We start from the raw sequence: 14,924 nt of genomic DNA on the forward strand, positions 1-14,924 counted from the left end.
TTAAAAAAATTCTTCTTTTAATCGAAAAATCTTACAACTTCACGAAGAGCAAAGAGCGAAGAGCAAAGAACAAACCTCACAAAGCACAACCCCCTCATTCCCCCTTATTCTATTTTCATAAAAAAAGGTATGAGTAAATAAAGCTCATACCTTTTTTGCGTAAGTAAAATAATATTATTGATAAAAAACCTCTTTCTTGTCTAGTAGTAGTAGTGATTTTAAAGCAAAGTAAAATGTTTTTCTGGCTGTTGTAATCGTTAGCACAAGAAAGAGGAAGAAATAATAATAATTGAAATTATTTTTGAATATAATTTTGGTCGATTTTCTGATCGATTTTTTCTAATACCGTTTCTGTATGAATAATAGTATATAACACACAAAAGATATTAGATGTAATCATAATGGCTTGTAGTGTTTGAGTAGCATAATCAAATTGAGCTAGCGTATAGTTCATACAAATCAAAAATAAACTAGCTGCAATCAGAGATGAACTACTTGTGCGTTGTGCTACGCGCCAATGTTTGTCATCTTTTAACGCATTATGACTTCTATAACCTATGATATGCACTTGTTTAAAGTGAAAAAGAAGATTGAAAAATCCTATTAGGCCTAGAACTATGGGAAAAATATATAGTATGGTCATAATGTATTGTTTTTTGGTTGGTTTTGGTATTTGCTAAAATAAACAAAAAATTAACTTAAACTTAATCTAGGAGTGTAAAAGGAAAGAATTATTTGTTTTTCAATAATTTAAGTTATTATGTGTGCTTTGTTTTTTTGTTTTTAGTTAATAGCTGATTTTATTGTGCTTAATTCAAAAAAATCACGTTGTTAATAAAGTATTTGTTTTATGTTGATGAAATAATTGGTGAAAAAATGAGCGTAAAAAAAGTCCACTTACAAGAAGTGAGCTTCATTCTAACTATTTGAAAACAATTAATTTACAATTTTAAAACTTGATTCATGAATTTTTCAACTTCCTCCGAAGCAAAGTCAACACCACCGACAATACGTTGAATCATATTTCCTTTTTTATCGAAAATTACAGTGGTAGGAATAGAGGTTCCTAAGTAAGTACTTGAAACTGTAGCTGCGGGGATATAAACAGGAAGATCTAAATTTCTTTTGTCCATAAAAGCTTTTGCTTTTTCATAGTTTCCATCAATATCAACTAGTAAGAAAACGACGTCTTGGTTTTTCATTTTTTCTTTTAATGCTTGAATTGACGGCATTTCTTTAATACATGGTGGACACCAAGTAGCCCAAAAGTTGACAAATACTACTTTACCCTGTAATGAACTCAAGGATACTTTTTTTCCTGTAGCGTCAAAAAATACGGCATCCGTAGTTTTGGTGTTTACAACAGGGGTATTTTTTTGTTGTGCTTGTAAGGGAGCACTTGCATATAATCCCAGTGCTAGTAGGAGCATAAAAGCTCCGAGAGAACGGTTTAATTTTGGTGTGAATTGCATCATACTACATTTATTTTTTTGAGTTTTTCATTTCTTCTGAAGGTTTGTTGATGACTAAGTCTTCGCTGTGAAGTGCTCCAAATACTTCTGTAAGTGTATCCAATTGTACACCTAATTCTACAGGAATTCTCGACAGCTGATCCCCTTTTTTGAGGATGACAAAATTACCAGATTGGGTGTTGAGAATGCTTTTCGTAGCCATCCATAAGGTCGGTTGCTTGCGCTGTAAGGCTAATTTCACTTGTGCATAATCTCCTCCTTGTAATTTTCCATTGGTATTGTCAAGATCAAACTCCAATATTAAGGCTCTGTCCTGCTGATTTAATACACCAGAACTTCTGGACAGTTGCGCTGTAAATTGCTCTCCAGGATGAGCACTAATGGTAAATGTAGCAACAGTTGTTTGTTGTATGGCTCCTGCATGTTTTTCTGGAATTGCTACAGTTAAACGCAATTGATTATTTTGAGCCATTTCAAAAATAGGCGTATTTCCGTTATTGCCAACTAAAGATCCGTTGGATAAGTTACGTTGGGTAATGATTCCGTCAAAGGGAGCTACAATACGCAAATAATCTTGAAGCTGTTTGGCTTGTGCTGTGCTGGCTTTAGCAGATTCAAAAGTGGATTTGGTACTATTCATCGTACTTTGAGCACGTTCTAACTCGATTTGTGCAACTGCTCCTGTAGTGTTGGATGCCTCTACCAAACGATCGTATACTTGTTTGGCTAAAAGGTAATCACTATAGGCTTTATCTTGGATGGACTGATCCGATAATGCTCGTTGATTCATCTCTGGTGCTTCTAACAAGGCTAATAATTGTCCTTTTTTTACGTGATCTCCACGATCTACATACAAGTGTTTAATGAACCCCGAAACCTTAGCATATAAAGCAACCTGTTCATAGGGTTTGATTTCACCTGGTACAGTAATAGAATAAACAGGATTTAATTCCTGCAAAGGAGAGGCACTCAAATCAACGGTAGCAGTTGGCGTGGTAGCCGTTTTTTCTGTAGGAGCATTATCCTTGCAAGCTGTGAAAAATAAAGTGCTACTTAATATCGCGAGAGATAAAATGACGTATTGTTTCATAATTGTGTTATTAAAAATCAAAATTAATGGGTTTCAAGTGAGTGAAATTTACTTTTTGGATCATCAGGATCTAAAGAAGGACCAACTAAGGTTGCCTTTTGCATCGTTGAGGTAAAGAAATGCGGCAGTAGCAATAAAATGGTAACGGTCGATGCTAAAAGACCTCCAATAACAGCTTGACCCAAGGGAGCAACTTGTTCTCCACCATCTCCTAAACCTAAAGACATCGGTAACATCCCAGCAACCATGGCAGCGGCAGTCATTAATACTGGACGCAAACGAGAAGAAGCGGCTAGGCGAGCTGCATTAACCGTACGCAATTGCATCTCTTTTCGATAGTATTCGGCTTGATTAATTAAGAGTACGGCATTGGAAACGGAAACCCCAATCGACATAATAATCCCCATATAGGATTGTAAGTTTAACGTACTTCCACTGAGGAATAATAAAAGTAAACTTCCTGCAATTACTGCTGGCAATACAGATAAAATCACTAAAGGTAATCGGAACGATTGGTAGTAAGCCGATAACATCAAATAAATGGTAACAACGGCAACACCGAGTCCAATCAGTAAATTACTCAATGTTTCGTCTAAGAGGTTGAGTGTACCTTCTGTCCAAACAATAGTTCCCCTTGGTGGTTCTCCTACATTGGCAATGGCTTTCTTTACAGCTTTAGAGGCTGATCCCAAATCTTTATCGTGGATGTTAGCAATAACGGTTACGTATCGATTTGGTCCTTTTCGATTTACTTGAGCGGCTTCATCTACTAAATTAACAGTTGCAACATCTTCTAAAATGGGACGTAAACTGCCTTTCTTCAATGGAAGAGCTTTGAGTTTTTCCGTACTGTCAATCGTTCCTTCCGGAATTTGGACTTGTACCTGGAAAACCAATCCAGAATTTGGATCCACCCATAAATTCTTGTCCGTATAACGCGTAGAAGAAGTGGCTGTGGCTAAACTTCGGGTAACATCACTCATCGTTAATCCAAATTGTCCTACTAAATCGCGATTTACTTCAATTTGCAAGGTTGGATAATTTAACGGTTCTGCAATTCGAATATCGCGTAGATAAGGAATCGCTTTTAATTCTTGTTCAATTTTCTTGGCGTGATTTTCTGCCATTTTAATCTGTCTAGCGCCAACTTTAACTTCAATAGGTGTCATGGCTCCTTGCCCCATGATTTTTTCAACCAATTCCATGGGTTCAAAGTTGATTAGTACTTCTGGTCGATTGGCCTGAACTTTTTCTCGGATTTGCTCTTTGAGTGCTGAAATTGACCCTTTGTAAATACGTTGATCAATCGCTACTTGCAATACGGCCTCATGGGAAGCATTAGTGAATAAGAAAATAGGGTTAATCGGCGTTCCTGAAGGGTGCATCCCCACAAAAGAAGAGGTGATGGAAATTCCATTTTCTGGTAATACTGAAGCAATATCGCTGATGATATCTTTGACAATTTCTTCTGTTTTCTCAATGCGGCTTCCCTGAGGAGCTTCAATTCGAATCTGAAAATCGCCACTGTTCGAAGCAGGCATGATATCGGTTCCAATGAATTGCAGTAAAAGAGCAATACATCCTACAGCTACGAGGATGTAACCGACAAAAAGCGCACGAGATCGCTTGTGCCAAACACGCACCACTTGAGAGTAACGCAAGCGAAATTTCTCAAAAAATTTGCGTTGTCTTTTTGTTTTCTTGTCATAAATCGCAAGGTGTTTGTTTTTCATTAACCAATTGGCTAAAATAGGAACGAACGTTTGTGAAGCTAAGAAGGAGAAAATCATGGCAAACGCTACTGCCATTGAAAGAGGCATAAACATGTCTTTCGGAATCCCTGTCATAATGAAAGCAGGAGTCAATACGGCTAAAATACACAGTAGGATAAGCAACTTGGGAATTGAAATCTCAAGAAGCGCATCTAAAATAGCTTGGGCCTTGGATTTTCCCATCTCAAAGTGCTGGTGAATATTCTCTATGGTCACGGTGGCTTCATCGACGAGAATACCAATAGAGAGGGCAAGTCCACTCAAGGTCATGATATTGATGGTTTGACCCATAAAATACAAAGCTGCAACAGCAGAGAGAATGGCTACTGGAATCGTCAATATTACAATGATTGCTCCTCGTGTATCACCTAAGAATAAGAAAATCATCAATCCTGTAAATAGAGCTCCTAAGATTCCTTCGTGAATCAAGTTGGTCAATGAACGCTCAATGTATTTGGATTGGTCAAATTCATAGCGAATAGATACATCTTCAGGAAGTGTATTTTCCAATAGAGGCAAAGAGGCTTTTAAGTTCTTTACTACATCAATGGTTGAAGCATCTGCTTTTTTGATAATCGGTAAGTAAACAGAACGCGTGCCATTAATTAAGGCATACCCCGTTGTTTGGTCGGCCGCATCAATTACTTGTGCAACATCTTTTATATAGATGGTTCTAGTGTCTGTACTACGTATAGGTGTATTGAGAAAAACTTCTGGATTGGTCGCAATGGAGTTAATCGGAGCCATTAAGTTTTGTTCTCCAATGCGGATATTTCCAGCAGGAGAAGGGTGACTATTTTTTGTAATGGCCAAGGTAATTTCTTCCGGACTTAATCCATTGGCTTGCATGGCTTGTGGGTCAATATTGACAATAATAGAGCGCACATTACCGCCGAAAGGAGCAGGAGCAGTTACCCCTGGAATTTCCACAAACATAGGTCTAATTCTAGTTTGTACCATGGTTTGTAGTTCTGTAATAGTACGTTGAGGACTCTCAAAAACGAGTTGCCCAACAGGCAGAGAACTACCATCAAATCGCACCACCATAGGAGGTACAGCTCCTGGTGGTAAGAATCCCATAGCACGGGATACTTGGGTAGAAACTTCTCCTGCTGCTTGCGCCATATCCGTCCCCGGATAGAAGGATAGTTTCATCAAGGTCAATCCTTGAACACTTTTAAAATCAATGTTTTGTACTCCTCCTACGAAAAGTAATACTTTTTGAAATTCATTCGCCATAAACCCATCCATATAAGCTGGCGAAAGCCCACCATAAGGCATGGCAATATAAATGGAAGGGAGTTCTATTTCTGGAAAGATATCGACATTGATTTTCTTAATCGAATTAATCGATAAGAAGCCCAAGGCTAATACGATGATTAGAATGGCAATAGGCTTTCTTAAGGCAAATCTGATTAGATTCATATATAGTCTATATTATAAGTTAGTAAATAAAAAGTCGAAATTCGCGGTTAAGGTTGCCTCAGAAACCAATTGCATCCAATATTGTTGGGCTGCATCAATGTGTGTTTTTTCTGCTTGTTCAAGTAACTGTTGAATTTGTAAGAGCTCACTGAGTGTGATTAAACCGCTTTTATAACGCGCCATATACATGGTATAGGCTTGAGTTGCATGTACAATCGCTTGATGCGTTTGCTGTAATTGCTCTGTTTGTTCTTGAATCTGAACTTGACTAGCTTCTATATTGGCCTGTAAGGCTTGCTCATATGCACTGTATTTTTTCTCCGCACTTTCTGCCTGTTTACTTAAGGTTTGTTTTTTATATTGATTAGTAAATAAGGATGAAAAATTCCAAGTGATTCCAACGCCCACGAGATAATTATCAACAGTATTAGAAAAGCCGTCTTTCCATTTGTCTGTAACGGTATTGGTTTGAATACCGCTACCTCGAATCGCATATCCTCCTAATACTTTTACACTTGGGAGCGCTGCTCTTGTGATAGACTTACTGCTGTGTTCAAAATAAGAGGCCTCTTGTTTGTATTGAGCTAAAACAGGATGTTCGAGCTCTTCAATAGGAGCTGAAGGATTGGTTTTGTGTAAAGGAAAGGTTAGAAAGTGGTGTAAACGAGTTGCATCAAGCGTATCTAGTGGCTCTCCAACTAATTCCGCTAAGGCAATGTGAGTGGCCTGTTTACTTCCAGTCCAAAAACGTTGTTGTCCTGCGGCTTGTAGATAGGAAGAATGCGCCAATAGATTATCAGCCGCAGGTTTTAATCCTGACACAGCTAATCCATTGGTAATTAATTCGATGCTTCTTAAACGATCTGCATTTTTGCTCATCCAATCATAATTGGCTGTAGCATATAAATGCTGAATATGACGAAAGGCTAATTCTTTTTTGAGTTGTAGGACGTAAGCTTCTTTTTGTGCGATTTGTTGTTGATATTGGGCAGTAGCAGCTTTGTTTTCCTGCTGCTGTTTACCAAAGGCGAATACTTCCCATTCAACCACGGCTGAACCAAAGGTATTGAAGGTTTGGTCACTTCCATCCAAGAGAGTGGGGTTTCCACTGACATTAAAAAAGCCAGATTGTGGAAAAAATGCCCCATTACTCCCCTCAAAAGTACCATAAGAGTTTTGGGCTTGAATTTTAAATTGAGGTAAAGCTTGACTTTTTACCGCTTGTTTTTTGCTTGCTGTAGAGGCTACTAAAGCTGTCTGTGCTTGTAAACCTGGATAATTATGTGCTACTTTTTCCCATAAGTCACCTAAGGAATTTTTTCCTGGCTCTTGAGCATAGATAGTCACGCTTAAACAGATCAACCACAGATGTGTAGCTGAACGAAAAATCGTTTTCATTAGAAAGAGAATATAAGGGATCTGTCCTGAGATAGATCGCAAATTATTGGATTTTTGTTAACGATAGATAGTAGTAAAACCGTGTAATAGCTTATGCTAATCACGATAGACTAACCAGAAAGACGTTAAAAATCAAATTCTCAGATTCTGAAATTCAATAAATAAAGGGAGTTTGCCCTGTAATTGGGAGGTGTCCTGATAGGCAGGATTTGCATTGGATTCGCCTTTGATGCGAATGCCAAAAAAGAAAATAAGAAAAGTAGATACAACGAAAGCAATGAAAGGGTTTGTGATATCCCAACCTGCTTTTTGTAACAGTTGACTTTGGTCATCTATACTAAGATGCTGGCCACAAGTTCTTTCTGTTACTGTTGTCTGTTTTTTACTTTTATTGGTTTTAGTAGTTTGTTCGATGGGAGTTGTCGTGTCACCAAATAAGTGGTTGATACTCGTCTGCATGGAACAAGTAGAGAAAATAAGCCATACCGCACACATCAAAGCGAACGCTTTTTGCATTTTTTTGATGATATGGGAGGTGTTTATTTTCATAGAGAGACAAACATAGGGTATTTCAAAATTAAATACAACGTTTTTTTTTGTTTTTAATTCCGTGAATAGCAATTGGTCAGATTTGTTTAGCAAATGAGATAATCATTTCAAATACAAAATTGTAGCATAGAATAAAAAAATAATGACAGAACAAATAAAAGAGGAACCTTTGGTACGAATTTTGATTGTTATTTAGGAGAGAAACAAAAATTAAATAACACAATATGAAAAGAGTATTCGTATTATTTGGATTAATTCTTAGCTTGTTTGTAGTAACAAGTTGTAGTACAGATGACAATAGTGGATGGAAACCTTATCCAGTCGGTGGTTTAACTATGGTGAATGGTTATGGTGGTTCAGAGGCTATATGGTATATAGCGAATGGACGTTTGGTACAACCTCCTTATCAAGGGTTAATTTACAAGGGGTATGATTATATCGGATTGTATACGGGAAATCGTTCTTTGGATATTATCACCAATCAGAATGAAAAAATTGTGACCAATGCAAGGGTGCAAGTGATGGATGGACAAGGATATACCTCTTTCGTAGGAGGGAAATCAAAAGATAATGTCATTCACTTTATAACCAATGATCAGCGTATTACCCTTGGAGAAGAGGGGAATCTTGCTCATTCGGGACTTCGTTTTTTTAATTTGACAGGAGAGGATTTAGCTGTAAATGTCAAATTAGACGATGAAGTTGTGTTTGCGAATCGAAATACGGAAACAGAAGCTTCAGCGAAAGAAAATGAAAAATTTATCGCACATGCGAGTAAAACGTATACCGTGAGTGTACAAGATAAAGATGGGAAAGAAATAGCTAAACGCGATCAACTCATTTTGGAAAAGGGTAGGTATTTTTCTTTAATTCTAGTCGGTTCTAACTCTGCTGAAAAACCTTATTACATAGGTCTTGTAAAGCAGTTTTAATTCTATATCTATAAATCAATTGGGAAAATAGTCATCATCTATATGGTGGCTATTTTTTTTATAGGATAGGCGTTAGTTTCATCAAAGCGAAAAGAATATATTTGTTTATCCAAATGCTTATTTTAGATATGAACACAATCTTTTCCAACCAGCAAATTAATACCGCAGAATTGCCTACTACAGATGCAGTAATTTTCCAACCTTTACATGTAAAGTATAAACGTGTTGTCCTAATCAGTACGATTATTTTTCTTTTGTTTATTTTGGCATTGGGAGCAAGTGGTTTCTATTTGCCCTTTTTAGGAGAAGATTCTATTTTGTTGAAATACAAGGTGGCTGTGTTTAGTGCAAGTGCTGTGTTTTCTTTGCTTGTACTGATTTTAAATATGTTAGGGGTAAGTAAAAAAGGATATGCAGTGCGAGAACATGATATCCTATATAAATCGGGAATACTACATCAAAAAGAAACGACAATTCCCTTTAATCGCGTACAACACGTCGAAATTTATGAAGGAGCTTTACTGCGATTATTTGGACTTTGTAGAATTGAGTTTTTTACGGCAGGAGGGAGTTTAGGTGATTTGAAAATACCAGGATTACCCTTAGAAGAAGCCAATAAAATAAAGGCTTATGTGATTGAAAAAGTGTTACCTCAAGCCGTAGAAAGAAGTGAAAGTAATACCCCGAACGTTTTAAATACCGAACAATAATGAATTTCTATATTCCTAATCGACAAGCACCTATCGGTATTATTGTCAATTTTATTTATTGGTTGCAAAAATTTGTTCGCGCTTTTTTTCCTGTCCTTATTTTAGTAGCCCTGAGAATCAACAAAGGGGAATGGACAGGGAGGTGGGATTGGATCCTATTGAGTGTAATTATTGGGCTTATCTTAGCCCTAGTTTTTGCTTATTTCAGCTACCGCAATTTTACCTTTCATATTGAAAAGGAAACGGATGCTTTTGTTTTGCAGAAGGGAATTTTTAATAAAACAAAAACGACCATTCAACTCCGAAAGATTCAACAGGTAAATATCAATCAATCGTTTATTAATAAGCTGTTACAACTATATTCGATTGAGGTTGATTCTGCAGGAAGTGGATCTAAAGAAGGAGTTATTGCTTCTGTTTCTCATGAAGTTGCACAGGCATTGAAAGAAACATTATTGGCCTATAGAGAAGGATTGCTAGAAGCGGAAGGGGAGAATACTGTAGATTATGGAACAATCCAAGAAGGGAATGCAGTACAAGATGTTCGACATATTAAAGTACTGACTTTATTAAAAGTAGGAGTAACAACCAATTACCTGTATACGATGGGTATTGTTCTGCTATTTGCAAACTCCCTGATATATGAAGGATCTAAGTTTTTTGGAGATACGATAAATGATGAAGCAATCGATACATTTATCGAAGAACGAATCACCTTTTATGTTGGATTGATTCTAATACTTGTTTTTTTAGCAGCTATCTTTATTGCCAATATTATTCGCACCGTTATCAAATTTTATAACTATAAAGTGGTGGTGCAACAAGGAAGTTTATTTCTTTCCTACGGATTACTCCATACAAAGAGTACCATTATTAAACCCTCTCGTGTTCAATTAGTCAAAATTGTGCGCAATTATTTCCAAAAGCTATGGGGAATTTCGAGTTTTAAGATTCACCAAGTTTTTGGAAAGGAATCGCTAAATAAGAAAACAGGCTTAGAAATTCCAGGTTGTTCAAACGAAGAAACCAAAGAGTTCTTTGATATGATTTACCAAAAACCATTGGATTTTCAAGGTGTTGAGCTGAAATATAACTATCGTTTCTTTGGTTTTCGTTTTTTCTTTTTGGTGCTTGTTCCAATTGGTTTATTTATAGGATTAACACAAGAAACACTAGATACTAGTTTGAGATTTAGCAGTGCGGGGGCTTATTTTGTTGTCGTAACGTTGTTGATTTGGCGTTATTTTAGAGTAGGACGATTAATTGTTACGGCTGATTTTATTATAGTCAAAACAGGAGCTTGGGATATCACACACACCATTTTAGAACCTCATAAAATTCAAAAAATTGTACTGTCTCAATTTGCGTGGCAAAAAGCTGCGAATGTAGGTAGTTTACTGTTGCATACTGCGGGAGGAATTGTACATTTTAGTACATCGAATTACGAGCAAATGAAACAGTTGAGAGATCAATGGTTGTATAAGATAGAAAGCGAAAATAAACATTGGATGTAGGGAGATGGTTTACAGTTTACGGTTGACAGTTAACCGTAAACTGTCCACCACTCTCTATTCTACATATTCTTTAAGTGAACAATTCATCCAGTTAAATCCAGGAAGCGTTTCTTTTTTCAATTTCTTTTTGAGGAAAGGAACGAGTAATCCATTGAAGTTTTCCCCTTGAACGAATAAGCATTTATGTGCATCAATGGGAATAATTTCAAAATAGTGATACCCATCAAAAAGACCTTTAATGCCTAGTTTTCCTAACCAGGCTAGTTTTTGATTCGGTTTGTATATTTGAACAGTCGGGGTAAAATGCATCTGCTGAATTTTTACTTTCAGTTTTTGTTGAGGTGCAGCAATTCCTTCTATTTTAGTAATAAAGGGATTCCATTTATAATAATTTTCAAAATCAATTAATGCCTTCCAAATGGTTTCTGCATTCGCTTTAATTTCTATTTGTGTAACCAGTTTCATATCGTATTGTTTTACACAAATATCTTTGCTTTTGAATTAGGAATTCTTGATATACATCAAGAAAACAGGGGAGATTTATTTTCGCCTTAATCTACTCAGTGTTTCCGGCGTCATCCCTAACAAGGAGGCAATATATTGATGCGGTACTTGGTTGAATAAAAAAGCATACTCTTGACAAAAGGCAAGGTAACGCTCTTCGCCATTTTGAGATAAGAATTGAAAAATTCGCTGTTCCATTTGGTTAAAGCAATGCCCCATGAAATTTCGTTCTTTGGTTTGCCAATTAGGGATTTTAGTTTCTAGCTGTTGGTAGTCTTTTTTGGAAACAGAGAATAAAGAAACAGGGGTAAGGGTTGTAAAGTTCCATTTCGCGGGTTGATCAAAGAGCCAAGAAGACAAATCTGTAATGAAATATCCTGGTGCACTAATCCACTGTGTAATTTCTTTTCCATCAAAATCGGCATGAATGCGAATGTAACCCTCCGTAAGAAAAAAAAGTTGGTTGGCTTCTTTGCCTACTTCTAGTAAAGAGGTATTCTTATTGTAGGTATGCGGAATAAAAAAATTGATTGCTTCCTGCGCTTCATCATCAGTTAAATGAAGCATGAATTGTAGAGCGGCTTGTAATGACATAAAATAAAATTGTCCTTTGATTCAAAGGACAATTTACAATTATTCGGTTACTTTCGTTTCTTCTTTTTTTCTTTCTTGAATAAATTCATTCAAACTTTTTGCGTACTTGTGATTTTGTACTTCAGGAGTTAACGCATTGTAAATAGTATCCAAGTATTTAATATTACGATCATATAGCTCAGTAAGCGCAATATAAGGGGCAACATCAGAATGTTTGTTGTTTAAAGCAAAGTTAATTGCATTTAGATATAAACGGCCTGCTAATTTTTTACTTACTCCTTGCAAGCTGTCCAATTGAGCTGCATTTGCTGTTTTTTGAGCTTCAAATAAGGCAACATATAAATCGTTTTGACGATCTGTAATAATAGCCCTTGATTTCAGATACTCATTGTAGATTTCGTTGCTTTGAGATCCTTGTACTTTTGCGTCCTTGTAAAAGTTTTTCAATGTCGTTTCGATGGTCATTGTTCCAGGTTCTGCAAAAAAGGCCAATTGATTATCAATAGAATTACTATGTCCACGATCTAATGAAAGGAAAAGCATTTCTGGTGATTCTAAATGATGCTTGAAAGTGAAATTGGATGATTTTCCATCAAAAACGACAGAATCTAAAGCAGTGAAAACAGTGTCTTGAACATGGTATAGATATACTTTCCCTTGCTTTAAACCATCTATTTTTCCTGTAATAGTTAGGTTGTCTGTTCCTTTTGTGTCTTTGCTACATGAAGCAAGAAGTGAGGCGCCTAAAATTAAGGCAACACCAATATATTTTTTCATCCTATTCTTATTTAAATAAATCTAACCCTGGGATATTAGGCATACCATCTTTGGCTGCCGCTGCTAATTCAGCCTCGTGAATTGCTGTTGCTTTTTCAATGGCTCTGTTTAATACTAGAACAAGATAATCTTCCAATTGATCTTTGTCTTCCATTAATTCATCCGAAATGGATAAGGAACGAATTGTTCTGTTTGCTGTTAAAGTAACGTGTAGTAATTCGTCACTACTTTTTTCGTCAATTAGAATGGTATCTAATCTCTTTTTTGTTTCTTCAATTTTAGCTTGGGTTTCTTGTAATTTACCCATCATTCCCATTAAGTCGCCAAACATAATATAGTACATTAAAATTTAGTGTGACAAAAATAGTATATTCTTTTCAAGTTTTGTTCATGATCTGGAGAAAGACCAGAACAAATTTTGTACTATTTTCCCTATAAATTAATTTACATTAAGGATTAGCGAATTTATAATCCGTATTTTTGATACTATCACACCCGTTAATACAAAAAAAGATGAAAGAAGAATTTTTGCCCTTAGCTGTGAAACAAAATACAGCAAATCACAGATTTGAATTGACTGTAGATGGCTATACTGCTTTTATTGATTACAAAGAGGACAGTAAGCGTATTCACTTAATTCATACCGAAAGCCCAGAAGAATTAGCTGGTCGAGGTGTTGCAACAGCATTAATTGAAAAGACATTGATGTTTATAGAAGAACACAATAAAACGGTGATGCCATTTTGTCCTCTGGTGTTTGCTTATATTAAAAAACATCCCGAGTGGAAAAGAATCGTTGATTTAGGATTCCCTGCCTACGATAAATTGTAATACAACCAGAGATGAAAAAGAAAATAATAGGATTTGGAGCTAGTATATCTACGACTTCAATCAATAAAGCATTTGCAGCATATGCTTTGACATTTTTTCCCGAATATGAGGTTGAATTAGTCGATTTGAATGATTTTGCAGTTCCTGTTTTTTCAGTGGACCTAGAAAAGGAACACTTTCCTGAAACAGCGAAAGCCTTTTTAGCTAAAATAGCAGAAACAGACATTATCATCTGTTCTATGTCGGAACATAATAGAAATTGGACTGCTGCTTTTAAAAGTTTATTTGATTGGTGTTCGAGAATAAATTTAGAATTATTACAACAAAAACCTATCTTGTTGATGTCAACGTCACCTGGTGGATATGGTGCTCAAAATTCTTTGAATATTGCATTGAAAGTTTTTCCTCAATTTGGAGGAAATATCTTAGAATCATTTGCTTTACCTAAGTTTTATGATAATTTTGATTCCGCTCAAGGGATTAAAGATGAAGCCTTATTGGCGGAATTTAAAAAACAAGTGAGTAACTTTAAAAATAAACTCAACGAGGTAAATTGATACAAAAAAAGAGATAGGAGAGGAACTATCTCTTTTTTTGTTAGTATGCTGTTAAATGTTCATACTTAGCCCAAAAAGTATGAATACCTTTGAGTTGAATACGGGTAAAACTTAACCAAATAATTTATGACTCCAACCCTTGAAATTCCTGCTACTTTTGATTTTTCAAAAGAATATGTTTTAGAGAATGATCGTGTAAAACTCATTCCTTTAAGTGAAAAACACCTCGTTGATTTACTATATTACGCTTTAAATGAATCCGATATTTGGTATTTCTCTTCTGATAAGCCAACAGATAATGAAAATATGATTAAATATGTAAAATCTGCTTTAGCCATGCGTAAAGAGAAGCAAGGATATGCTTTTGTCGTATGGGATAAAATACAGCAGAAGTTCGTGGGTTCTACTCGTTATTATCGCGTAGATACTCGCAATAAGGTTAGTGCAATTGGTTATACTTGGTATAGTAAATCTGCTCAAGGTACAGGAGTCAATAAAAATTGTAAATACCTGTTGTTTGAGTTTTTATTTGAAAAACTTCGTTTTGAGCGCGTAGAGTTTGAAGCAGATAATGAAAATCAACGCAGTATAGCTGCTATTCTTAGTTTGGGTTGCAAACAAGAAGGTATTTTGAGAAAAAATAAAATTAGAACAGATGGTACCCGTAGAGATAGTGCCATTTTTGGTTTATTGCGTGAAGAATGGCTCGCAACAGCCAAAGAGAAATTACAAGCTAAATTGTAGTCTATACCTCAGGGGGAGTTTTAAAACTCTAGGCTTAATCCTAGTCTTCCCCCGA

Annotated in this window: 16 protein-coding genes; 6 read left to right on the plus strand and 10 right to left on the minus strand. The window is 36.0% G+C overall.

Annotated elements, in window-relative coordinates:
• Positions 1 to 295: 295 nt before the first annotated feature.
• The 6 genes from AWV75_RS14735 to AWV75_RS14760 form a co-directional block, all read right to left on the minus strand.
• Positions 296 to 643 carry an SdpI family protein gene (locus AWV75_RS14735; RefSeq protein WP_060875095.1) on the minus strand — a complete coding sequence of 116 codons (348 nt, stop codon included), beginning with the start codon at positions 641 to 643 and terminating at the stop codon, positions 296 to 298.
• 298 nt (positions 644 to 941) lie between these two features.
• Positions 942 to 1,475 (minus strand): TlpA family protein disulfide reductase, encoded by a 534-nt coding sequence (locus AWV75_RS14740; protein ID WP_060875096.1) that lies wholly within the window; start codon positions 1,473 to 1,475, stop codon positions 942 to 944.
• A 7-nt stretch (positions 1,476 to 1,482) separates the two neighbouring features.
• Positions 1,483 to 2,562: an efflux RND transporter periplasmic adaptor subunit gene (locus tag AWV75_RS14745; RefSeq protein WP_060875097.1), complete on the minus strand. Its 1,080-nt coding sequence runs from the start codon at positions 2,560 to 2,562 to the stop codon at positions 1,483 to 1,485.
• Positions 2,563 to 2,585: 23 nt separating this feature from the next.
• Complete coding sequence (locus tag AWV75_RS14750; protein WP_060875098.1) at positions 2,586 to 5,759, minus strand: efflux RND transporter permease subunit; 3,174 nt, start codon at positions 5,757 to 5,759, stop codon at positions 2,586 to 2,588.
• Between the two features lie 12 nt (positions 5,760 to 5,771).
• On the minus strand, positions 5,772 to 7,157 hold the full coding sequence (locus AWV75_RS14755) for a TolC family protein (RefSeq protein WP_231738166.1): 1,386 nt from the start codon (positions 7,155 to 7,157) through the stop codon (positions 5,772 to 5,774).
• Positions 7,158 to 7,289: 132 nt separating this feature from the next.
• On the minus strand, positions 7,290 to 7,673 hold the full coding sequence (locus tag AWV75_RS14760) for a hypothetical protein (RefSeq protein ID WP_231738167.1): 384 nt from the start codon (positions 7,671 to 7,673) through the stop codon (positions 7,290 to 7,292).
• Positions 7,674 to 7,930: 257 nt separating this feature from the next.
• Here AWV75_RS14760 and AWV75_RS14765 point away from each other — a divergent pair, with 257 nt between their 5' ends.
• From AWV75_RS14765 to AWV75_RS14775, 3 genes are all read left to right on the plus strand, one after another.
• Entirely contained in the window at positions 7,931 to 8,638 is a 708-nt protein-coding gene (locus AWV75_RS14765; RefSeq protein WP_060875100.1) for a DUF4397 domain-containing protein, read from the plus strand.
• Between the two features lie 128 nt (positions 8,639 to 8,766).
• A complete protein-coding gene (locus AWV75_RS14770; protein ID WP_231738168.1) occupies positions 8,767 to 9,348 on the plus strand; it encodes a PH domain-containing protein in 582 nt (193 codons plus the stop codon).
• Positions 9,348 to 10,862: a PH domain-containing protein gene (locus tag AWV75_RS14775; protein ID WP_060875102.1), complete on the plus strand. Its 1,515-nt coding sequence runs from the start codon at positions 9,348 to 9,350 to the stop codon at positions 10,860 to 10,862. The genes AWV75_RS14770 and AWV75_RS14775 overlap by 1 nt, the downstream gene beginning before the upstream one ends.
• 54 nt (positions 10,863 to 10,916) lie before the next feature.
• On the opposite strand, the gene AWV75_RS14780 is transcribed toward AWV75_RS14775, so the two are convergent.
• The 4 genes from AWV75_RS14780 to AWV75_RS14795 all read right to left on the minus strand — a co-directional run bounded on the left by AWV75_RS14780 (position 10,917) and on the right by AWV75_RS14795 (position 13,068).
• On the minus strand, positions 10,917 to 11,327 hold the full coding sequence (locus tag AWV75_RS14780) for an SRPBCC domain-containing protein (protein WP_060875103.1): 411 nt from the start codon (positions 11,325 to 11,327) through the stop codon (positions 10,917 to 10,919).
• 75 nt (positions 11,328 to 11,402) lie between these two features.
• Positions 11,403 to 11,960, minus strand: a complete 558-nt coding sequence (locus AWV75_RS14785) for a Crp/Fnr family transcriptional regulator (protein ID WP_060875104.1) — start codon at positions 11,958 to 11,960, stop codon at positions 11,403 to 11,405.
• A gap of 39 nt (positions 11,961 to 11,999) precedes the next feature.
• Positions 12,000 to 12,737, minus strand: a complete 738-nt coding sequence (locus AWV75_RS14790; protein WP_060875105.1) for a DUF4369 domain-containing protein — start codon at positions 12,735 to 12,737, stop codon at positions 12,000 to 12,002.
• Positions 12,738 to 12,744: 7 nt separating this feature from the next.
• The gene (locus AWV75_RS14795; RefSeq protein WP_060875106.1) at positions 12,745 to 13,068 is read right to left on the minus strand and encodes a YbaB/EbfC family nucleoid-associated protein; all 324 of its coding nucleotides are present in this window, start codon (positions 13,066 to 13,068) and stop codon (positions 12,745 to 12,747) included.
• Positions 13,069 to 13,250: 182 nt separating this feature from the next.
• On the opposite strand from AWV75_RS14795, the gene AWV75_RS14800 reads away from it, so the two are divergent.
• From AWV75_RS14800 to AWV75_RS14810, 3 genes are all read left to right on the plus strand, one after another.
• Complete coding sequence (locus AWV75_RS14800; protein ID WP_002987234.1) at positions 13,251 to 13,568, plus strand: GNAT family N-acetyltransferase; 318 nt, start codon at positions 13,251 to 13,253, stop codon at positions 13,566 to 13,568.
• An 11-nt stretch (positions 13,569 to 13,579) separates the two neighbouring features.
• On the plus strand, positions 13,580 to 14,125 hold the full coding sequence (locus AWV75_RS14805) for an NADPH-dependent FMN reductase (protein ID WP_060875107.1): 546 nt from the start codon (positions 13,580 to 13,582) through the stop codon (positions 14,123 to 14,125).
• 126 nt (positions 14,126 to 14,251) lie between these two features.
• Positions 14,252 to 14,869, plus strand: a complete 618-nt coding sequence (locus tag AWV75_RS14810; RefSeq protein ID WP_060875108.1) for a GNAT family N-acetyltransferase — start codon at positions 14,252 to 14,254, stop codon at positions 14,867 to 14,869.
• Positions 14,870 to 14,924: the final 55 nt, after the last annotated feature.

The organism is Myroides odoratus, from assembly GCF_001549985.1.
GTDB lineage: Bacteria > Bacteroidota > Bacteroidia > Flavobacteriales > Flavobacteriaceae > Flavobacterium > Flavobacterium odoratum_A.